Origin of the sequence: Burkholderia sp. WSM2230 (genome assembly GCF_000472445.1) — a bacterium.
Lineage (GTDB): Bacteria > Pseudomonadota > Gammaproteobacteria > Burkholderiales > Burkholderiaceae > Paraburkholderia.
In genome coordinates this window covers 142,102-162,135 of sequence record NZ_AXAJ01000009.1, presented here as the reverse complement: position 1 = coordinate 162,135, position 20,034 = coordinate 142,102, and the positions used below count along the sequence as shown (strand labels likewise).

14 protein-coding genes are annotated in these 20,034 nt (G+C 61.1%); 9 read left to right on the top strand and 5 right to left on the bottom strand.

Features of this window, described 5'->3' with window-relative positions:
* The first annotated feature begins 10 nt into the window (after positions 1-10).
* The 7 genes from tssC to tssA all read left to right on the top strand — a co-directional run bounded on the left by tssC (position 11) and on the right by tssA (position 9,517).
* Positions 11-1,501 carry a type VI secretion system contractile sheath large subunit gene (gene tssC, locus A3AC_RS0118805; protein ID WP_025600785.1) on the top strand — a complete coding sequence of 497 codons (1,491 nt, stop codon included), beginning with the start codon at positions 11-13 and terminating at the stop codon, positions 1,499-1,501.
* Positions 1,502-1,574: 73 nt separating this feature from the next.
* On the top strand, positions 1,575-2,078 hold the full coding sequence (locus A3AC_RS0118800) for an Hcp family type VI secretion system effector (RefSeq protein ID WP_013343175.1): 504 nt from the start codon (positions 1,575-1,577) through the stop codon (positions 2,076-2,078).
* A gap of 88 nt (positions 2,079-2,166) precedes the next feature.
* Positions 2,167-2,646, top strand: coding sequence for a type VI secretion system baseplate subunit TssE (tssE, locus tag A3AC_RS0118795; RefSeq protein ID WP_025600783.1), 480 nt, complete (start codon positions 2,167-2,169; stop codon positions 2,644-2,646).
* Between the two features lie 111 nt (positions 2,647-2,757).
* The gene (gene tssF, locus A3AC_RS0118790; protein ID WP_025600781.1) at positions 2,758-4,596 is read left to right on the top strand and encodes a type VI secretion system baseplate subunit TssF; all 1,839 of its coding nucleotides are present in this window, start codon (positions 2,758-2,760) and stop codon (positions 4,594-4,596) included.
* Positions 4,560-5,654, top strand: coding sequence for a type VI secretion system baseplate subunit TssG (tssG, locus tag A3AC_RS0118785; protein ID WP_025600780.1), 1,095 nt, complete (start codon positions 4,560-4,562; stop codon positions 5,652-5,654). Before tssF ends, tssG begins: the two co-directional genes overlap by 37 nt.
* 33 nt (positions 5,655-5,687) lie before the next feature.
* Positions 5,688-8,363 carry a type VI secretion system ATPase TssH gene (gene tssH, locus A3AC_RS0118780; protein ID WP_025600779.1) on the top strand — a complete coding sequence of 892 codons (2,676 nt, stop codon included), beginning with the start codon at positions 5,688-5,690 and terminating at the stop codon, positions 8,361-8,363.
* A 35-nt stretch (positions 8,364-8,398) separates the two neighbouring features.
* Complete coding sequence (tssA, locus tag A3AC_RS0118775) at positions 8,399-9,517, top strand: type VI secretion system protein TssA (RefSeq protein WP_025600778.1); 1,119 nt, start codon at positions 8,399-8,401, stop codon at positions 9,515-9,517.
* A gap of 110 nt (positions 9,518-9,627) precedes the next feature.
* Here tssA and A3AC_RS0118770 read toward each other — a convergent pair whose 3' ends face one another.
* The 4 genes from A3AC_RS0118770 to A3AC_RS0118755 form a co-directional block, all read right to left on the bottom strand.
* Entirely contained in the window at positions 9,628-10,605 is a 978-nt protein-coding gene (locus A3AC_RS0118770; protein ID WP_025600776.1) for an OmpA family protein, read from the bottom strand.
* 4 nt (positions 10,606-10,609) lie between these two features.
* Positions 10,610-11,602 carry a type VI secretion system-associated protein TagF gene (gene tagF / locus A3AC_RS0118765; RefSeq protein WP_025600775.1) on the bottom strand — a complete coding sequence of 331 codons (993 nt, stop codon included), beginning with the start codon at positions 11,600-11,602 and terminating at the stop codon, positions 10,610-10,612.
* The gene (tssM, locus tag A3AC_RS0118760) at positions 11,599-15,489 is read right to left on the bottom strand and encodes a type VI secretion system membrane subunit TssM (protein WP_025600773.1); all 3,891 of its coding nucleotides are present in this window, start codon (positions 15,487-15,489) and stop codon (positions 11,599-11,601) included. Before tssM ends, tagF begins: the two co-directional genes overlap by 4 nt.
* 273 nt (positions 15,490-15,762) lie before the next feature.
* Positions 15,763-16,608 (bottom strand): M15 family metallopeptidase, encoded by an 846-nt coding sequence (locus A3AC_RS0118755; RefSeq protein WP_025600772.1) that lies wholly within the window; start codon positions 16,606-16,608, stop codon positions 15,763-15,765.
* A 125-nt stretch (positions 16,609-16,733) separates the two neighbouring features.
* Between A3AC_RS0118755 and A3AC_RS0118750 the strand changes: the two genes are divergently transcribed.
* Together A3AC_RS0118750 and A3AC_RS0118745 are read left to right on the top strand one after the other, a co-directional pair.
* Entirely contained in the window at positions 16,734-17,720 is a 987-nt protein-coding gene (locus A3AC_RS0118750; RefSeq protein ID WP_025600771.1) for a hypothetical protein, read from the top strand.
* Positions 17,721-17,873: 153 nt separating this feature from the next.
* Positions 17,874-19,010 carry a nucleoside hydrolase gene (locus tag A3AC_RS0118745; protein ID WP_025600769.1) on the top strand — a complete coding sequence of 379 codons (1,137 nt, stop codon included), beginning with the start codon at positions 17,874-17,876 and terminating at the stop codon, positions 19,008-19,010.
* Between the two features lie 37 nt (positions 19,011-19,047).
* Here the strand turns inward: A3AC_RS0118745 and A3AC_RS0118740 are convergent, their stop codons facing one another.
* Entirely contained in the window at positions 19,048-20,004 is a 957-nt protein-coding gene (locus tag A3AC_RS0118740) for a LysR family transcriptional regulator (RefSeq protein ID WP_025600767.1), read from the bottom strand.
* Between the last annotated feature and the right edge of the window lie 30 nt (positions 20,005-20,034).

Genomic DNA, 20,034 nt, shown 5'->3' with positions numbered 1-20,034 from the left:
GGGGTGTGAGATGAATCAGCAAACGGCAGCAGCCCAACTCGCCACCGCGCAAAGCGGCACGGAATCCACGTTGCTCGACGAGATCGTCGAAAAGAGCCGCGTCGCGAAGTCCGATTCCGAACATGCGCGCGCGAAAGACCTGATAGGCGAACTCGTGCGCGAGGTGCTCGACGGCACGGTCGTGGTCTCCGACAACCTCTCGGCCACTATTGACGCGCGCGTAGCAGAACTCGACCGGCTCATTTCCTCGCAGTTGAGCGCGGTGATGCACGCGCCGGAATTCCAGCGCATGGAAAGCACATGGCGCGGTCTCGACTATCTGTGCAAGGAAAGCAATACCGGCGCGACGGTCAAGATCAAGGCGCTGCATGCGCCCAAGCGCGATCTCGTGCGCGACTTCAAGACCGCGATCGAATTCGATCAGAGCGCTCTCTTCAAGAAGATCTATGAAGAAGAGTTCGGCACGTTCGGCGGCTCGCCGTTCGGGGCCATCATCGGCGACTTCGAAGTCACGCGCCAGCCGGAAGACGTCTACTTCATCGAGCAGATGTCGCACGTCGCGGCGGCCGCGCATGCACCGTTTATCGCGTCGGCGTCGCCTGAATTGCTGGGCCTCGAAACCTTTGCCGATCTCGGCAAGCCGCGCGATCTCGGCAAGGTGTTCGATACCGTTGAATACGCAAAGTGGAAGTCGTTCCGCGACTCGGAAGATTCGCGCTATGTCGGCCTCACGCTGCCGCGTTTTCTCGGCCGCTTGCCATTCAATCCGAAAGACGGCGCCACGGCAGAGGGCTTTAATTTCGTCGAAGACGTGGACGGCACCGATCACAGCAAATACCTCTGGTGTAACGCGGCATGGGCGTTCGCCGCGCGTCTCACCGCCGCATTCGACGACTTCGGCTGGTGCGCTGCGATTCGCGGCGTGGAAGGCGGCGGCCTGGTTGAAGATCTGCCCACGCACACGTTCAAGACCGACGACGGCGAAATCGCGCTGAAATGCCCGACTGAAATCGCCATTACCGATCGCCGCGAGAAAGAACTGAGCGACCTCGGCTTCATTCCGCTCGTGCATTGCAAGAACTCCGACTACGCTGCGTTCTTCGCCGCGCAATCGGTACAGAAACCCAAGAAATACAGCACCGACAGCGCGAATGCGAACGCTGTTCTGTCCGCTCAGTTGCAGTACATCTTCTCGGTGTCGCGCGTCGCGCACTACCTGAAGGCGATGATGCGCGACAAGATCGGCAGCTTTGCATCGGCGCAGAACGTCGAAGTCTTCCTGAATCGCTGGATCTCCCAGTACGTGCTGCTGGACGACAACGCGACGCAGGAACAGAAAGCGCAATTTCCGCTGCGCGAAGCGTCCATTCAGGTCTCGGAGATTCCGGGCAAGCCCGGCGCTTATCGCTCCGTTGCGTTCCTGCGCCCCCATTTCCAGCTGGATGAACTGTCCATTTCCTTGCGGCTCGTCGCCGACCTGCCGAAGCCGGCCAATTCGTAAACGAAGTTCAGAAATCCCGGGCCGGCCGCCCGGGCTAGCTGCTAAAACCACCTCTTTGGGGAGTCGATGAGTTATGAAGGACATCTATTTAAAATTCGGCAATCCTGCGATCAAAGGCGAGTCCGCCGATAAAGATCACGCTGGCTGGATCGAAATCGATTCGTGGAGCCACTCGATCACGCAACCGCGTTCGGCAACGGCTTCCACCGCGGGCGGTCACACCTCCGAGCGTTGCGAGCACGCCGACATGGTCTTCACGAAAGACATCGACGTGGTGAGCCCGCTCATCTATCAGCACGCATCGGGCGGCACGACGTTCGACGAAGTCACGATCGACTTCATGCGTTCGGACGGCGAAGGCAACCGAATCAAGTATCTGGAAGTGAAGCTGAAGTACGTGATCATTTCGAGCGTGACGCCGAGCGTGGTCGGTGAAGGTTTGCCGAGTGAGCAGTTCTCGCTGAAGTACGCCGCTGTGCAGTGGAAGTACACGCAGCAGAAGATCGGCGGCAACCAGGGCGGCAACGCGCAAGGCGCGTGGAGCTTGACGAAGAACGACAAGACGTACGCGGTCTAATGCACCGGCGCACGCTGTGGCGCGCGTCGCCTGGAAAGCGCGGCCGCGCGCGGCGTGCGCTTGGCAGGAACTGCTTCTCCGGACGCTGATGAAACGCTTCGAACCCAGCTTTCTCGACAAGCTGTTCGACGACGAACCGCATCTGCCGGCTTCACCGGCGATGCGGCAATTGTCGCTGGATGAATTGAAGAGCACTGTCGCGCGCGACGTCGAAGCGATCCTGAATACGCGAATCGCGCTCACCGAACATGAGCTAGCCGCTTTACCGGAGTGTCAGCGTTCGGTGCTCACTTATGGTTTGAACGACTTTGCGGGTTTGAGTCTCGCGAGTCACTATGACCGCACGTTCATTTGCAAATCGATTCAACAGGCCATTTCACGGCATGAGCCGCGCTTGCAGCAGGTATCGGTGACACTCGAACTGAACGAACAATCGACCAATGCGCTTTATTTCGCGATTCAGGCGCTGCTGGTCGTTCATCCGGCAGAAGAACCGGTAAGTTTCGATGCGATGCTGCAGCCATCAACATTGCAATACTCGGTGACGCGCGCACGCGCGAAACTGTAGACGCTATTTTCTTGTTCAATACGCTTCGCTTCAATACCGTCCGAGCGCTATCGCGGCGCGCAACGGCGGCAATGGTTCAGGCGCAAAGGGTTCGGGTTCGGGGATAGATCGATGGAAGAATTGCTGCCGTATTACGAGCGCGAACTGTCATTTCTGCGGCGCTATTCGCGCGATTTTGCGGAGCGTTACCCGAAGATCGCAGCGCGTCTTGCGATATCCGGCGAACACTGCGAGGACCCACACGTCGAGCGCATGATCGAGTCGTTCGCATTGCTCGGCGCGCGCATCAACAAGAAGCTCGACGACGACTACCCCGAATTTACAGAAGCATTGCTGGAAGTGTTGTACCCGCACTATCTGCGGCCATTTCCATCGTGTTCGATCGCGCAACTGGGGACCTCGGCGGCGCTCAGCCATCTGACTGAACCGGTCGTCATAGAGCGCGGCACTGAACTCAAATCGCGGCCCATTCGCGGCGTGCAGTGCCGCTTTCGTACCGCGTACGACGTTACGCTCGCGCCAGTCCGCATTTCCGAGGCAAAGTACACATCGGTGTCCATGGCGCCGAGCGCGACCGTATTGCCCGGCAACGCGACGGCAATCGTGTCGATTACTTTCGAATCGACCGCTGCGCAACTCGATCTGTCCGCGTTGAAGGTGAGTACCGTGCGCGCGCATCTGCACGGGGAGCAGTCGTTCATTGCAGCGCTTGCGGACTGCCTGTTCGTCAATGCGATGTCCACATATGTGGAAGCCGACCGGCGCGGAGTGTGGACGCCATTACGCACGTTGCCTCTCGCTCAAGCGGGTTTTGACGAGAACGACGCGCTGATTGATTATCCGGCCAAATCGCATCCGGCTTACCGGCTCCTCACCGAGTACTTTGCATTCCCGGAAAAATTCAGTTTCGCGGACTTTGATCTGGCGGCAATGACGTGTGCCGCGGGCCGCTGCCAGCGCCTGACGCTGCATGTGGTTTTGAGGGAAGTGCGCAGCGATTCGCATGTCGCGCGGCTTCTCGATGCGTTGTCCGCGCATCACTTTCGTCTGTTTTGCACACCGGTCGTCAATCTGTTCGAGCACCATGGCGAACCGATTCGCGTGAGCCATCAGGCCATTTCTTATCCGGTGGTCGCGGAAGCGCGCCGCGCATTCGCTTACGAGATCTATTCAATCGATTCAGTGAAGCTCGTCAGGCAGCAGGCCCATCAGGAATCGGTAACCGAATTCCGGCCGTTCTACTCACTGCATCATGGCGAAGCAGCCCGGGCCGGACACTACTGGTTCGCGCGGCGCAACGACTGGGTCGCGCAAAAAAGCCCCGGTTACGAGACTGAAATCTCCATTGTCGATATCGACTTCGAACCGGCCGCGCCGCAGACCGACACGTTGAGTCTGGATCTGACCTGTACCAATCGCGATTTGCCTGCCGGCCTCGCGATAGGTCTTGAGGGCGGCGATCTGTTCCTCGAAGGTGGATCGTTGACCGGCAGCATCGCAATGCTGCGCCGGCCGACGCCGAGCGTGCGTTTCGAGCGCGGGCGCGCTGCGCACTGGCGGCTCATTTCTCATCTTGCGCTGAACCACGTATCGCTTGCGAATAGCGGTCTCTCCGCATTGAAGGAGATGCTGGTGCTCTACGATTTGCGGCGCACGGCGGTGTCGGCGCGGCATATCGACGGCCTGGTCGGAATCGAGCAGCGCGCAGCCGTGCAATGGCTGCCGGGCAAACCGTTCGCCACCTTCGTGCGCGGCATGGAAATTCGCCTGACCATCGACGAAGAACATTTTGTCGGCACGAGTCTCGCGTCGTTCGTGCGGGTGATCGATACATTCTTTGGGCTGTACGTGCATCTGAACAGCTTTGTGCAACTGGTCGTCGTGTCGAAGCGCACGGGCGAGGAGATCTTGCGATGCAAACCGCGCAGCGGCGAATCGATCCTGGCGTAGTCGAGCAGCTTCTCGACGAACCGCATCGCTTTGAGTTTTTTCAGGCAGTGCGTGTGCTCGAGAAGTGGTTTGCACAACAACTGCCATCGGGAACCGGGCCTTCCGGCGACATCGTCGCGCAGCGCATCGCCTTTCGCAATTCGCTCTCGATGTCGTTTCCGCCGAGCGAAATTCACGGCGCGCAATCTTACGATGATGAAGGCACCGCGCTAAAAGAAAAAGCGCAGCGCACTGCGGCGCTGGAAAGCGGCTCGCTCGAGAAGGTGGACATCACTCCAGCGTTCTTCGGTTTGCTCGGCGGGCAGGGCGCGTTGCCGCTGCACTACACGGAGCAGATCATCGCGCGAGAACAGATCAAGCGCGACCACGCTGCGCGTGAGTTCTTCGATGTGTTTTCGAATCGGGCTACCGCACTCTTTTACGCGGCGTGGAAGAAGTACCGCTTGCCGTTCCACTACGAACTGGACCGCGACGAACGCTATTTGCCATTGCTGCTCGCGCTTGCCGGCGTGGCCGACAACGACACACGCAGCAGCCTGCAAAGCGGCGAAGGTGCGCTATTCGACGAAGCCATTGCCGGCTACGCGTTACCGACACGACACAGGCCCGTGTCCGCCGCATACCTGCAACGCACGCTGTCGGACTACTTCAGGGTGCCGGTGCGCGTCGAACAGTTTGTCGGCAAATGGTACAACGTACCGCGCGATCAATTGACTGTGCTCGGCAGCGTCAACGCGACACTCGGCGCGACCGCGCTGGCGGGCGAGCGCGTCTGGCAGCGCGATATGCGGGCGCGGCTCGTGATCGGCCCGCTGGACAAGGCAGATTACGAGGCCTTTCTGCCGGGCGCGGATCGCGCCGTTGCGCTCGAACGCATGCTCACGCTGCTCGCGGGCGTCACGCTCGAGTACGAAGTGTCGCTGGTGCTGCGCCGCGAGGCGGTGGGGCCGACGCTTCTGAGCAAAGGCGCGCGCCTCGGCTGGGACGCGTTTCTCTGCACGCGCGATGCCGACCGCGACCGCGCAGACGCGCGCTACGAGTTGCACGTGATTCACTGACCATAACGATAGAACCTGACCGGATCGCACGACATGAGCACGTCCCTCAACACCTTGATCGCCAAACTCAATCCGACCTGTCGGCAAGCAGCGTTGCTGGCGGCGAACAACTGTCTCGCGCGCGGTCATTACGAGGTTGACCTCGAACATCTGCTGCTGGCGCTGCTCGACGAACCGGCGAGCGATGTCGCGCTCGTGCTGCGCGCAGGCAGAATCGATCCGCATGCGTTGCGCGCGGACATCGAGCGTGAATTGCAGCGCCTGAAAAACGGCAATACGCGCACGCCGGTGTTCTCGAAGCATCTGATCGATCTGCTCGAGCAGGCGTGGCTGATCGCGTCCCTCGATTCGCGGATTGGACGCATCCGTTCGGGGCATTTACTGCTTGCCTTGCTGAGCGCGCCGGATCTCGCGCAATTCGCCGAGCGCATGTCGCCGCTCTTGCGCGACGTGCGTGTGACTGATCTCAAGCATAAGTTCGACGAGCTGACGGCAAGCTCATGCGAAGTCGAGCGCAGTCATGACGCGCAACGCGCTGAAGAAACTGCTGACGGTTCGACGACGTCCACTTCCATGCCGGGCGCGCCGTCGAAAACGCCCGCGCTCGATACGTACACCAGCAACCTCACGCAGCGCGCGCGCGAAGGCAAGATCGACCCCGTGATCGGCCGCGAAGGCGAGATTCGCCAGACTATCGACATCTTGATGCGGCGCCGGCAAAACAATCCGATCATGACGGGCGAGGCCGGCGTCGGCAAAACGGCGGTTGTCGAAGGTCTCGCGCTCCGTATCGCGGCCGACGACGTGCCCGCGCCGCTCAAGGGCGTGGCGCTGCATGTGCTCGACATGGGACTGCTGCAAGCGGGTGCGAGCGTGAAAGGCGAGTTCGAAAACCGCCTGAAAAACGTGATCGACGAGGTGAAGAAGAGCCCGCATCCGATCATTCTGTTTATCGACGAGGCGCATACGATAATCGGCGCGGGCGGCCAGGCTGGGCAGAACGATGCGGCGAACCTGCTCAAGCCCGCATTGGCGCGCGGCGAACTACGCACCATCGCGGCGACAACGTGGAGCGAGTACAAGAAGTACTTTGAGAAAGACGCCGCACTCGCGCGCCGTTTCCAGGTCGTGAAGATCGAGGAACCGAGCGAAACGCTTGCGGCAGCAATGTTGCGCGGCATGGCATCGTTAATGGAAAGGCATTTCAATGTACGTGTGCTCGACGACGCGATTACAGAGGCCGTGCGCCTGTCGCATCGCTACATTAGCGGCCGGCAACTGCCGGATAAGGCAATCAGCGTGCTCGACACCGCTTGCGCAAAAGTGGCACTCGCGCACAGCTCGACCCCGGCCGCAATCGACGACACGAAAAAGCGCCTGGAGCGCATCGACGCGGAGATAGCCGCGCTCGAACGCGAGGCGGCGAGTGGAGCGCAGCACGACGAACGGCTCGCGCAACTGCGCGAGCTGCGAGGGGAAGACCTGAAACGTCTCGCCGAAGACGAAGCGCGCTACGACAAAGAGCGTGCGCTCGTGACACAGATCGTCGACTTGCGCGCGGAGATCGACGCGGCTCGCGTGAGCACTGCGGACTCACAGCAAGCAGAGAAAGCGCAGCAGGCGCGCAAAACGTTGGCGCTGCGTGTGGCCGAATTGCAGGCTTTGCAGGATGGTCAACCCATGGTGCCGTTGCAGGTGGACGGGCACGTTGTCGCTGAAATCGTTGCGTCGTGGACAGGCATTCCGCTCGGCCGCATGGTCAAGGATGAAATCCAGACCGTGTTGAACCTGCAGCCGCTGCTTGCCGCGCGCGTGATCGGTCAGGACCACGCGCTCGAAGCCATCGCACAGCGGGTGCGTACAGCCAGCGCGAATCTTGAAGATCCGAACAAGCCCCGTGGGGTGTTCATGTTCGTCGGACCATCGGGTGTCGGCAAGACCGAAACGGCACTGGCACTCGCCGATGCGCTGTACGGCGGCGAGCGCAAGATGGTCACGATCAACATGAGCGAGTACCAGGAAGCGCATAGCGTCTCCGGTCTGAAAGGCTCGCCGCCCGGCTACGTCGGTTACGGCGAGGGTGGTGTACTGACCGAGGCGGTGCGCCGCAATCCATATTCGGTCGTGCTGCTCGACGAAGTCGAAAAGGCGCATCCAGATGTACTCGAAATGTTCTTCCAGGTGTTCGACAAAGGCACGATGGATGACGCCGAAGGCCGCGAAATCGACTTCCGCAATACGCTGATCATTCTCACGTCGAATGTCGGCTCGCAAGCGGTCATGCAGGCCTGCCTGAATAAGAGCGCCGAGGAATTGCCCGATGCCGACGCGCTCGCCGAAACCTTGCGTCCGCAACTTTATAAGGCGTTCAAACCGGCTTTTCTCGGCCGCATGAAAGTGGTGCCGTACTACCCGATTTCCGACGACGTGCTTGCCGAAATCATCGAGTTGAAACTGGAGAGAATTCGAAGCCGCATCGAATCGAACCACAAGGCGGTGTTCGAGTGGGACGAGTCGCTCGTCGATGCAGTGCTTGCGCGCTGTACAGAAGTGGATTCTGGTGCGCGCAACGTCGACCACATTCTGAACGGCACGCTGCTGCCCGAAGTCGCGCAGCACGTGCTTGAGCGAATTGCGAACGGCGCGACGATCGAGCGCATTTCCGTGCGCTCGACCGACGCGGGCGAGTTCGAATACGCCGTCGTATAAGCGCCTTTACGAATGCCAATTGATAGCTCTGTGCCATGCCGACCAATCTGAACACGCTGCTCGCTCCAGTCAGTGAAGCTGCGCCCTGCGGCGAAGATCTTCTGTTTTCCGCCGACTTCGATGCAATTGCCCACGCGCGGCGTTTCGAGGACCCTTCGCTGGATCAGGGCGAATGGGTCACCGAAATCAAGGAAGCCGACTGGCCGTTTGTGATCGAGCGTTCCAGCGCCTTGCTGCAAAAGCAGACCAAAGACTTGCGGCTCGCGGTGTGGCTCACTGAAGCGCTCGCCATTGAAGAAGGCGTGACCGGTCTCACGCAGGGCTACATGCTGCTCAAGGGGCTGTGCGAAAAGTACTGGGATGCCGTCCATCCGCTGCCAGAAGGCGACGACACCGAGTATCGCCTCGGCAACGTTGCGTGGCTCGTCGGGCGAACCGGCGATCTGCTGCGCGCAATGCCGCTGACGTCGTCGCCGGGAAACGTGTACAGCACGATCGACTGGGACGTTGCCACCCACGTCGCGCAAGCCGTGAGGCGCGATCCCGATCATGCCGACGACATTGCGCGCGGCAAGCCTTCCATCGAACAGATCGACGCCTCGAAGCGCGCCACGCCCCCCGCGTTCTACTCGACGTTGCTGGCCGATCTCAAGGCGTTCGAAGCGGCGATGCTCGCGCTCGAGCAGGAGCTGGACCGTCGTGCGGGCGACCTCGCACCGAGTTTCCGGCAGGCAAAGGACGCCTATGAGAGTGTCTATCGTCTTGCCGAACGTTTTGCTCGCGAACTCGGTGTGAATGCGCAAGCGCAGCAGACACCCGTCAATGAAGCGAATACACCGGCGTCGCAAGAGCCCGAACGCGCCGAGCCTACTTTCAAGACGTCTGCGCAACCCGAGGAACCTGTGTTGACGACCACGCCGAGCCACGCAATCGCAGGAATCCAGAGCCGCGCGCAAGCCGTCGCGCAGTTGCGCGCAGTGGCCCGTTTCTTTCGCAGCACGGAGCCGCACAATCCCGCTGCCTACTTCGCCGACAAGGCCGCGGAGGCCGCCGACATGCCTTTGCATCAATGGCTTTCTACGGTGGTGAAAGACGACGGATCGCTCGCACACATACGCGAGCTGCTTGGCGTGAAGCCTGAAGAAAACAGCTAGACGTCCGCGTCGAAATAAAAAAGCCTGGCGCGAGGTCGGTTGACCGGACCAAGCTTTTTCATGCGCGCCGTTCTCGCGAGCACGCAGTAGGGCGCTCGCGATGCCGGTGTTCAGGACCCCGCGCGAAACTCGATGCGCCGGTTGCGCGCGCGTCCATCGGCCGTGTCGTTCGTTGCAATCGGCTGGTCGGGTCCGACGCCGGTCGTGCTCATCTGTTGCGGTGGAATGCCCTTGGCGACGAGATACCCCTTCACCGCATCGGCGCGTGCCTGACTCAGCGCGATATTCGACGTGCGGTTGCCCGAGTTGTCGGTGTGGCCGATGATCGCGACTGTCTTCGTGGTCATTTTCTGCATGGCCATCGCCATCTGATCGAGAATTGCGCGGCCCTGCGGCGTGAGCGTCGCGCTGCCCGTTTCGAACTCGATCGTGCGATTGGCGAGTGTCTGGTCGAGCAGGCCCTGCTCGGACGCGCTGACGCGCAGGCCATTCTTGATCGTATAGGTCGGATTCAGCGCGTTAGCCATGTCGCTCGCGAGTTGCTGACGCTGCGACTCGTTGCGCACTTCGCCTTTTACGTCGATCTGTGTGCCGTCAATTTTCAACTGCCCCTTGCTGATCTGCTTCAATTGCGGGCCGATCAGCTTTTGCACATTGGCAGACCAGTTCGGCGGCGTGGCGACGTCGGCGACCTCGATCTGGTCGACCACGTTCGCCGCGCCATACGTGTCGCGCAAACGCGCGAGCACGGCCGCTTTGGTCGCTTCGTCGGGCACTTTGCCGCCGACCACGACCTGGCCGGGCGCCGCGTTCACGGGCGGCGGCGCAGCCGTGACGGCACCGGTGCCGGCGCCAGTCGTACCGCTCGCGAGGCCCGCCATGTTAAGCGCCGGTCCCGCGGACGAAGACGAGGGCAGGGCCGTCGTGCGAATCGAAATGCCGCTGTTGTCGACCGGCGTGACGCGTGCGGGACCATCGTTGTCGGCGTGAGCAAGGGTGCTGAAAAGGGGACTCAAAAGCGGACCGGCCAGCGCGGCAAGCAGCACGCGCGCGAGGGGCGTGCTTATGGGGGGGCGTGAGTGGGTCATCGCGTCATGCTCCCGCGAAGGCTTCGCGAAACGTGTCGATGCTGACGCGCAAGGACAGTTGCGGTTGGTCGAGGTAACTGACGAGCTTGCTGATGCCATGATCGTTCTGTGCGTGTTCGTCGATCCATTCCGGGTCGTCGATATCGATGTTATGGGCTGCATAGGCTTGCGGATCGACCACACTGTGCAGCGTTTTTGCCGACGCGCCGTTAAAGCCGATGATGAGCCGCTCGCGCTCCGCAATGGTGCCGATGAAAATCGCCAGCTCGAAGTCCGCCTGCGCGACAAACGGTGCGATCAGTTCGAGCCAGAATGCCGCGACGAGGCTGCGATAGAACGGATCGTTCGGCAACGGCAGCGTGAGCCCGCGTTCGAGATGCGACGAACCGCTTTGCATCACAGGGCGCAACAGCGAACCCAGCGCGAGCATCGCGCCGCGCAGTCGCACCGGATGCCCGCTTGCCAGCAGCATCTGTTCGAGTCCGGCAAGCGTCTGATGCTCGACGAAATCATTAAACGTGCCGTCATGCGGATTGCCGGGACCGCCGCCGATTTCGATCGGCACGTGCGTCTCTCCGAGCGCCTGCAATGCGCCGGCCGGCTCGCTTGCGCCGAGCAAGGGTTTCATTTGCGCCGACACACGCGACCACAAACGCGCGAACGCGAGCGGACTGTGCGCGAGAAACGTGAGCGGCTTCTCGACCTCCAGCGCGGTAGCGGCAAGAAACGGAAAACGTCGCGACGACTGGTCGTGACTGGCCACCATATGCCCGGCAATCGCGAGCTTGCTGCGCGAACCGAGGAACGCGAAGTGCATCGGCTTCGCGTTCTCGTAGACGATCTTCCAGCGCGGGTCGTCGGTGAGCAGTTCCATTGCTTCGGCGATCCAGCGGTCGAGCGTGGCGAGCAGTTGCGGGTTATGCGCGCTCTTCACGAAGTCGCCGCGCGAGGGAATCTTGCCAAAGTACGCGATTTGCGCCTGCACGGTCTGCGTCATTGCGCACCTCCTGTGTTCGAAACCGCGGCTGTGGCAGGCCGCGTCACCGGCGGCGCCGTCGTCGTCGTGGTTGTCGTGACGGGCATCGCGCTGCCTGCTGTATTCGTGGCCGCCGCCGAATTGCTCGCCGCGCTGACGTCCGCCACCGACGAAGGCAGACGCAAGCCGCGCAGGCTCTGCTGCTGCGGCGCGTCGCTGTTGCCGCCCGACGCTTGCGACGTGCTGATGATCCGCATGCTGACCTCCACCGTCACGTTGCCTTGCGTCCACGACAGATCGAAGGTGCCGTCGGGGCGTCGCTTGCGCTGCGCCGAGTTGATCAGCTTCTCGAGCCCGTAGCGGCCCGGCTCGTTGACAAGCTGCAGCGTGCGGCCGTCGAAGGTCGTTGCGGACAGCGTCGCGCCTGGCGAGCCTGACGGATTCGGCCACACGAAATTGGTCCATTGCGGTGGCGTGTTGCGATAGCGCATCTGCTGGCCGTCGATTGCGAGCGTGTACTCGGTGGTGCCGCTGCTGGGCTGCGGCAGGATCTGGAACACCGTCTGTGGTTCTGCCGAGCTCTGGCCCGCCGACGCGCCCGCTGCGCCGCCGGCGAGCGGCGCTACCCAGCGCGCGAATCCGTTGGTGAAGTCGGGCGTGAGCGCAAGGCCCATGTCGCCCCACGTGCGGGCAGTCAGCGTGTCGCCGCGGCGCACCGCCAGCGGTCCGAGCGTAGTACCGACGAACTTCGCAATCGAGCCGTCGGGTCCGAACACCTGCGCGATTTCGCCGGCGCCGGCTTCGACCTTCGCATCGCCGGCAAACGGATACTTGTTCGCGAGCGAGTTCTGGAATGCCTGGTACACCTGCGCATTCCACACTTTGTTCACTTCGACGCTGGCGGGCTGGATCACGACCGCATACGCGGCCATCAGCGGACGCACGAGCAGCGGACGCAGCGCCTTGCGTTGCGAATCGGTGAGACCCGTCAACATCTGCTCGTCGACGTACCTGAGCGAATCGGCGAGTTCTGAACCACTGCCGTCCAGCGTCTGCTGCATGAGTTGACGCGCGCCCGGCCCAGGATCGCCCTGGTTCCTGATCACGTTAAAGCGCGTGCGGACCTTGGATAGCGTGTCCATATAGCCCTTGAGCATGGAGCCGTTGTCGCCGGTCACGACAATGCGGCCGAGCGCGGAGAACTCCTGTCCGATCGGACCCATCGGCATTTCAACCGGATTGCCGTTGATGTCGATGTTCGCGTTCAACTGGCCGGTCGGCGCGCGCGAGAACCATTGCTTGAACCAGCTCGTCACGCCGCTTTGCGCGCGTTTCAGACTCGCATTGAAGAGCGACGGGTTGTCCCACGAGGTCTGGTCATACGCTGTTTCGAGTACTTTGCGAATCGGCGAATCTTGCGGGTCGCCAAGACGGTTCATTGCATCCACCGCCTGGCCGAAGCTGCCGAAGCTCTGAACCGCAATGCCTTGCATGAACTTCTGCCAGTGCATTGCATACTCGGTCTTGTACATCGTGACGAGCGCCTTCTGGATCTGCTCGGGGCTGCCTTCGAGCGTGAGGTCGTCATGCGCGGACGTGTTGAGCACCCAGTCTTTCGCCTGCAATTCTTTGGTCGCGGCCTCGCGAATCGCGGGCTGCACGTACTGGAACCACGCTTCGCGCGTGAACGTGCCGGGAATCGCATAGCTGCCCGCCACCAGCGCCGTATTGTTTTCACCGACAATGCGCGCGATTGTCATCGGCGCGAAGCGGGTCGACGCGCGTGCCTTGATCTCTTCATAGACCCGCTGACGCGCCGGCATGCCGCGCACCACACGGCGAAGGTTTTCGCGAGTCTGATCGACGAGTCCGAGGTTCTGGTCGATCATCGGCCAGTCGTCGTCGGATACGCGCGACAGGTAGAACGTGATCATGCGTTCGGCGCTGCGGATCATTTCGTCGCGAGGCATGTTGCCGCGATTCGTTTCGAGCCAACCGCGCCAGAAGCGCGCCACCTGGTCAGTAAGGTGAGCCGTTTCGACGTGACGCTTGTCGCTCAACATCAGGTACGTCTTGAGCGCGTTATACGCGTCTTCCACATTGGTGGGCGAAGCGTCGCTGTAAAGGCCGCCCTGGCTGCCAGCCGCCATCGCGTTGTGTGCAGAGACGGGCACGGCCGCGGCATCCGGCGTGCGGTTGAGCGGGGCGAGTTGATCCGGATGCGCGTTGACTTCCTTGAGGAACGACGCAAGGTTCTGCGAAACCGGATCCAGCAGAATCTGCCGTACGCCGTTGTAGTACTCGGTAAGAAGACGCTGCTCGAGACGATCGCCCTGATACAGCCCCAACGATACGGCAAGCGGCTTCTCGCGGCGGAACTGTTCGAGCTGATCGATACGGTCTTCGAGAACGTCCATGGCCTGCATGCGCGATTGCAGGTCGTTGCGGTTCTGCTGCAGACGCACCACGTTGTCGAGGTCGGCCTTGACGTTCTCCGCCAGTTGCTGGTTGTTGATGGTCGACCACGTCCAGCCGCCCAGCGCGAGCGCGAGCACGGCGACGAAGCCGAAGAACGTGGCATAGCGCAGGCGCGTTTTCGCGGGGCTGGCGAATTGCCTGACCGTTTGCCGGTCCGCGAAGATGACCTTGGAAAACAGGTCGCGCAGGAAGAAGCCGTTCTTCGAAAACGCGCTGTGCGGCTTGGGCATGCTCTCGGCGCTCAGGCCGAAGCGGTTCGCGATGCGCGTGGCGGCGGCACTATTGGTTTCGCCTTCCTGCAATGCGCTCGTGAAATAGAAGCCGCGAAAAATGGGCTTGTACTGGAACGGGTTCGTTTCAAACAGCGTGGCAAGGAACGCGCGAAGCGCGGGCTTGATTGTCGAAAACTCGAGTGGGAAGCTCAGTTGGCCTGGCGAGAGCTTGTTGCCGCGATTGATCGACATCTGCGCGACGCTGATTTCTTTCAGGCCGTCATAGAGTTCTTCGAAGTGCTCGTCGAAAAGACCCACCACGTCGCGCTTTTCGTCCGGTTCGTAGGGCAGGGTGGCGCCCCACACCCGGTCGTATTCATGACGCTCGCTGCCGCTGAAGAACTCGGTGAAGCCCGTGATCAGGTCGGCCTTCGTAAACATCACGTAGACCGGTGCGAAAACTTCCAGCTTCTCTGTCAATTCCTGCACGCGCTGGCGCAGGTTCTTCGCCAGATTGATGGCGAACTCGGGTTTGCTGCTGGTGAGTTCCGCGATGCTCGCGGTCACGATGATGCCATTGATCGGCGCCTTGGGCCTGAAGCGTTTGAGCAGGCCGAGAAAGCCCAGCCATTCGGTACGGTCTTCTTCGTGCACCGAGTAGCGGCCTGCCGTATCGAGCAGAATGCCTTCTGTCGTGAAGAACCAGTCGCAATTTCGCGTGCCGCCAATGCCGTGAATTACGGCGTTGTTCTTGTCGGCGAATGGGAATTGCAAGCCCGAATTCAGCACGGCGCTGCTCTTGCCCGCCGCCGGATTGCCGATCACGATGTACCACGGCAACTCATACAATGCCGAGCCGCCCGATACCTGGCCGATCTTCGAGGTCTTGATGGTTTTCACCGCGTCGACAAGGCGTGTGCGCAGCACGTCGAGTTCCGCCTGGCGCGCCGGCGTGGGCGCGGGCCCCGCTTCCGCGCTCTGTTTTTCCGCCTGCTGCTCGAGCATCTCGCCAAGCTTGTTGTTCGCGCGCCGCGCGCGCAGGCGGCGCACCGCCCACACCAGCAGCCATAGCGCGATCACCGCAGCGAGCGCAATGGCCGGCCACATCAGGTCGATCTGCAGTGTATCGGCGCCGACGAACAACACAGCAGCGAGCGCGAGCAGGCCGATGATCGAGAGCGTGCGTGGATGGGTCAACACGTTGAGGAAGCGTCGCATAAGCCGTTCAGGTCTTGGTGATATGTGTTATGGCGCGTGCTGTGGCAAACGGCATCATGCGCGTGCGGCGTTTGAAAATTGAGCGAAAGGAAATGAAAGCCGATTCAGCCAGGCGGTGAAATCCGCTGAATTGTTAAATCGGCAATTGCCGGCGCGGCGAAAAGCGGCTGAGTCAATGCGATGATGTATGCCGGATTGCGGTTCGTATTGCCGCTTTTTGCCAGAAATATTGATTGAATGCCCCATTTCCAAACCTCTTGTGCCGCTGTGCCCTTAATGCCCCCGCCCGAGGACGAAGCCGGGTTTGTGATATTCGACGTGCCCGAGATCCATCATTTTCCAGCGGCCGCCCCATGTCAGGCCGATTTGTTCGGCTGTTTGTCCGTATAACTGATAGCCCCGCATGGCCCAAGGATCTTTTTCTGAAATGACGAGCTTGCCGTCGCGCAGAAAGGCATTGTCCGCCGCGAGACCGTATTGGTGATAGCTTTGAAACGCAGCGGCATTGGTGACATTGCTCCCAATTTGCGCGAGCCGGTTTTGCCGCTCCGGACTGCGATAACCTTCCAGCAAGGCCATTTCGTACCCGTACTGCTCGTGCATGATTTTATAGACGAGCAGCAAACGCGTTCGAAAATCGGCATCCAGCAAATTCCAGTCGCGGCTCGCGTCTTTTAGCGCCGGCCGGACCTGCTCGACTTCCCGCGTGGCAAACACCTCCGGCGGCAGCGGCGGCGGGGGCACGAGCTGTTCGCCGTTCAATAACGCTGCAATTTTCTCGTCCGGCACCCGGGCGGTTTCGTCGAATTGAAATAACTGACGGCCGCGTAATCCCAATGCCACCAATGGCGGCGTCGCAAGAATACCTGTGGTGGTAAAAATCAGCAAGCGCCGGCGCGCCAGTAATTTTTTCATATCCACCACGATAGTTTGCGAAATTCTTGCCGAACGTGCTAATTGACTGCGCGCGTGCGATGCACCGCGCGATGCCCGGCGCATAACGCGGCCATGAATGGTTTGCGCGGCACCTAATAAAGAAGTGCGCACCGCCGGCAAAAGCAGCATTGCGGCGATGAGGACTGCGATGGCGAAATAGGCAAGAAGTACTACGGCAATCAAGGGCGACCCCGGAAATTGGAAACAATTGTATTTTGTAATGCTTGCTCTTAGAATCAGGCCTGCTCGGAGAGGAGTCGGAGCGGTATTATCACGGCGAAATAATCCAGGATTCAATGAGACAGTGAATGAGTGCGCCGGAAAATTCGAATTCTAAAGTCCCGCCAAGCCTGTTATCCGATAAGGCTAAAGGCGCCGACGGCAATGGTTCGCGAATTCTTGCGAATCTGGAGGGCCGCGTCGCGTCGCCTGCCGATAAACCACGACGCTCCAGAACGCCGCTGGCGCTTGTCGCATTGCTGGTGATTGCAGCAGGCGGTTGGGGCGCCTGGCGTATGCAGCAGCGCGGGCAGAATGAGCCGCTGGCTGCGGCTGTGCCGGCGAGCGCCGTGACCATCGCAAAGGCGGCGGTCCCGGCGTCGGCTGCTAGCGCGGCGGCGCAGGTTGGCGCGAATGCGCAGGCAGCGGAGCCTGCCTCGTCGCAAGCCGCAACGATCATCACCGACGAAAGCGAGAGCAAGGCTGCTGCCGCATCGCCTGCATCGGCGGGCACAGCGGAAAGCCGCCTGTCGCGCGCGCTTGCCGGCGGCGCGGAGCCGGGCAGTGCGTCCACGCCGGTTGCTGCGGTCGCTTCCGCCGGTGCCTCGGGCGCAGCGGGTGCATCGAACTCGGCGGCAACGCGGGCGGCGTCGGCGGTCAGGCACGACAAGAGTTCGGCTGTCGCGAGCAGGAGCAAGCACGAAGCTGCAGCGCGCAGCAAGAAGGAAAACGCGACGGCAACCGCGAGCAATCATCGTTCGGGTACGACGACTGCCTCCGCTCAATCGAAGAAAGCGAAACCGGACGCGTCGTCAAAAGATGATTCGGACGCCGATCTATTGGCTGCGCTCGTTGCACGCACCAAGCCCGCCGAGACAAAGGGCGGCAGCAGCAATCCGGCGACGAGGGTCGCAACCGCGGCCGTGCCCGGCAACGCGAAGCTCGCCGAGCGCGTGAAAGAGTGCGGGCAGCGAGGATTTTTCGAAGACCAGTTGTGCCGCTGGCGCGTGTGCGACGGTCATTGGGGCAAAGACCCCGCGTGCCCGGGCTCCTCGCCGCAAACGCGTCAGCCCTGATCGAACCGCCGCGCGGGCGGTTCACTGCTGCGCTGTTGACGAGGCTCGTGCGGTGCGCGGCGCGAGAGCGGCGCTCCGGTTTGATTTCGCCGCCTTTGCGTCTATGATGACTCTCCTTAGTCGCACACCGATGCGATAGAAAAGGAGACATCAATGAAGCGGTTTCTCGTGGCGTTGAGGTACGTAGCAAGCATCGTGACTGTTCTTGCAATTGCGGCATGCGGCGGCAGCAATCTGAATCCTCCCAATCCCCCGAAAGTCATTATCGACAGCGACTACAACACGCTGAGCGACGACGGCCAGCTCGGCGTCATGGCGGCGCAATTACAGGCGCAGGGATCGTTGAAGGTACTCGGCATTACCGTGGTGTCCGGCAATCAGTGGTTGAAGCAGGGCGTCGCGGATGCATTGAAATCTGTGGAGCGGCTTGGCGTCGAAAAGCAGATCGGCATTTATGCAGGCGCGAATTACGCGCTGTCGCATGATTTCGCCACCATCCAGGCCGAAATGGCCCAATTCCCCGGCGGCGACGGTTATCTCGGCGCGTGGGGAACGCCGGAGCCGAAGTCCGACAGCGATCTCGTCGCACCACCCGACGGTTTTGCGACGCACACGAAAGTGCAGACCAAAAGCGCAGTGGATTTCATTGTCGATTCAGTGAAGCAGAATCCCGGCGAAGTGACGATCCTGGCCATCGGGCCATTGACCAACATCGCGCTTGCCACGCGTCAGCATCCCGAGATCGTGCCGTTGATCAGGCAGATCGTATATATGGGAGGCGCGATCGACGTGCCGGGCAACACTACGCCAACGGCGGAATTCAACTGGTGGTTCGATCCCGAGGCGGCAAAAGAGGTGTTGCGTTTGCCGATCAGGCAGGTCGTCGTTCCTCTCGACGTAACCGATACCGTGAAGATGGATAAAGCGCTTTACGACCGTATCGCGCACGACCCGACTAAGCAGACCATCATCACCCAGTTGTTCAAGACGTTGAACGGCTATGGTTTCGACGGGAAGAACGGCTTCGAAACGAATCCGAACTACACCACGAACATCTGGGACACACTGACGCTCGGCTATCTGATCCACCCTTCATTTGCGACGCAAACGGTGGACGAGTGGGTGGATGTCGACACGAGCTTCGGTGCCAATGATGGAAAGGCTACCGGCTATACAAGTTCTCCTCCGGCCGGTTTGCAGAAGATGACGATCGTCAAGCGCTTTGACAATCAGGACTTCTTCAATTTTTACGTGGACTTGCTGACGCGCCCAGTGCCGGTTCCGGGCTGATGCGCTAATCGTGCTGCGTGCCTGCAGCGCATGCGCTTCAGGCGGGATGCAGGCCACGCAGCAGCTGGCGCACGCGCGAGAGATCCTGATCGACGTGCTCGGCCTTTTCGAACAGTTCTGCGAGCCAGTCGACGAAAGCACGCACGCGCGGCGACACGCGGCGGTTCTTCAGATAAGCGACGGACACCGGCATTGGCACGGGCTTCCATTGCGGCAGTACTTCGCGCAATTGTCCCGAGTCCAGATAAGGCTGCGCGGCGATTCGCGCGGGTTGGATCAGACCGTGGCCTTGTAGTCCGCAAGTCAGATATGCCTGCTCGTCGCTGACCTTGATATAGCCGTTGACCTTGACGCTTTGCGCTTCGCCGTCCACTTCGAAATCGAACGCGACTTCGCGGCCGTTGTGCGGCGACATGCAATTGACGGCGACGTGGCCGCGCAAATCGTCGAGATCCGTAGGCGTGCCGTAGCGCGCGAGGTAGGCCGGGCTTGCGCAGGTGACGTGCTCGAGCGTGCCCAACTGCCGCGCCACCAGCGTCGAATCGGGCAGTTCGCCGAGCTGGATACTGCAGTCGATTGCTTCGGAGACCAGATCGACCATGCGATTGCTGACGCCGATGGCCAGATCGAGGTTCGGATAGCGCATGTGAAAGTCGTCGAGAGCGGGCAGGACGATCGCGCTTGCTACCGAGCCGGGCATTTCGATGCGCAGGCGGCCAGTGAGGTTATCGGTCGCATGACGGATGCTCGCCTCCATCTCGTCTATGTCGGCGAGGATTTGCGCGCAACGCTCGTAGTAGGCGGCGCCTTCGGGCGTGACGCTGATACGCCGTGTTGTGCGGACGAGGAGTTGGATGCCGAGCAGGGCTTCCAGGTTCTGGACGATAGTGGTCGCCGTCGCGCGCGGAATGTTCAGGGATTCCGCCGCGCGGGTGAAGCTGTTGGTGTCCACTATCCGGATGAAGGTGCGCATTGCGGTTATTCGGTCTAGCATTTGGGCCTCTCTTTCCCCAAAACCACGCGA

Excerpts from the sequence above, each read along its gene's own strand:
- tssC (WP_025600785.1), top strand. The coding sequence starts at position 11 with ATGAATCAGCAAACGGCAGCAGCCCAACTCGCCACCGCGCAAAGCGGC.
- A3AC_RS0118800 (WP_013343175.1), top strand. The coding sequence starts at position 1,575 with ATGAAGGACATCTATTTAAAATTCGGCAATCCTGCGATCAAAGGCGAG.
- tssE (WP_025600783.1), top strand. The coding sequence starts at position 2,167 with ATGAAACGCTTCGAACCCAGCTTTCTCGACAAGCTGTTCGACGACGAA.
- tssF (WP_025600781.1), top strand. The coding sequence starts at position 2,758 with ATGGAAGAATTGCTGCCGTATTACGAGCGCGAACTGTCATTTCTGCGG.
- tssG (WP_025600780.1), top strand. The coding sequence starts at position 4,560 with ATGCAAACCGCGCAGCGGCGAATCGATCCTGGCGTAGTCGAGCAGCTT.
- tssH (WP_025600779.1), top strand. The coding sequence starts at position 5,688 with ATGAGCACGTCCCTCAACACCTTGATCGCCAAACTCAATCCGACCTGT.
- tssA (WP_025600778.1), top strand. The coding sequence starts at position 8,399 with ATGCCGACCAATCTGAACACGCTGCTCGCTCCAGTCAGTGAAGCTGCG.
- A3AC_RS0118770 (WP_025600776.1), bottom strand. The coding sequence starts at position 10,605 with ATGACCCACTCACGCCCCCCCATAAGCACGCCCCTCGCGCGCGTGCTG.
- tagF (WP_025600775.1), bottom strand. The coding sequence starts at position 11,602 with ATGACGCAGACCGTGCAGGCGCAAATCGCGTACTTTGGCAAGATTCCC.
- tssM (WP_025600773.1), bottom strand. The coding sequence starts at position 15,489 with ATGCGACGCTTCCTCAACGTGTTGACCCATCCACGCACGCTCTCGATC.
- A3AC_RS0118750 (WP_025600771.1), top strand. The coding sequence starts at position 16,734 with ATGAGTGCGCCGGAAAATTCGAATTCTAAAGTCCCGCCAAGCCTGTTA.
- A3AC_RS0118745 (WP_025600769.1), top strand. The coding sequence starts at position 17,874 with ATGAAGCGGTTTCTCGTGGCGTTGAGGTACGTAGCAAGCATCGTGACT.
- A3AC_RS0118740 (WP_025600767.1), bottom strand. The coding sequence starts at position 20,004 with ATGCTAGACCGAATAACCGCAATGCGCACCTTCATCCGGATAGTGGAC.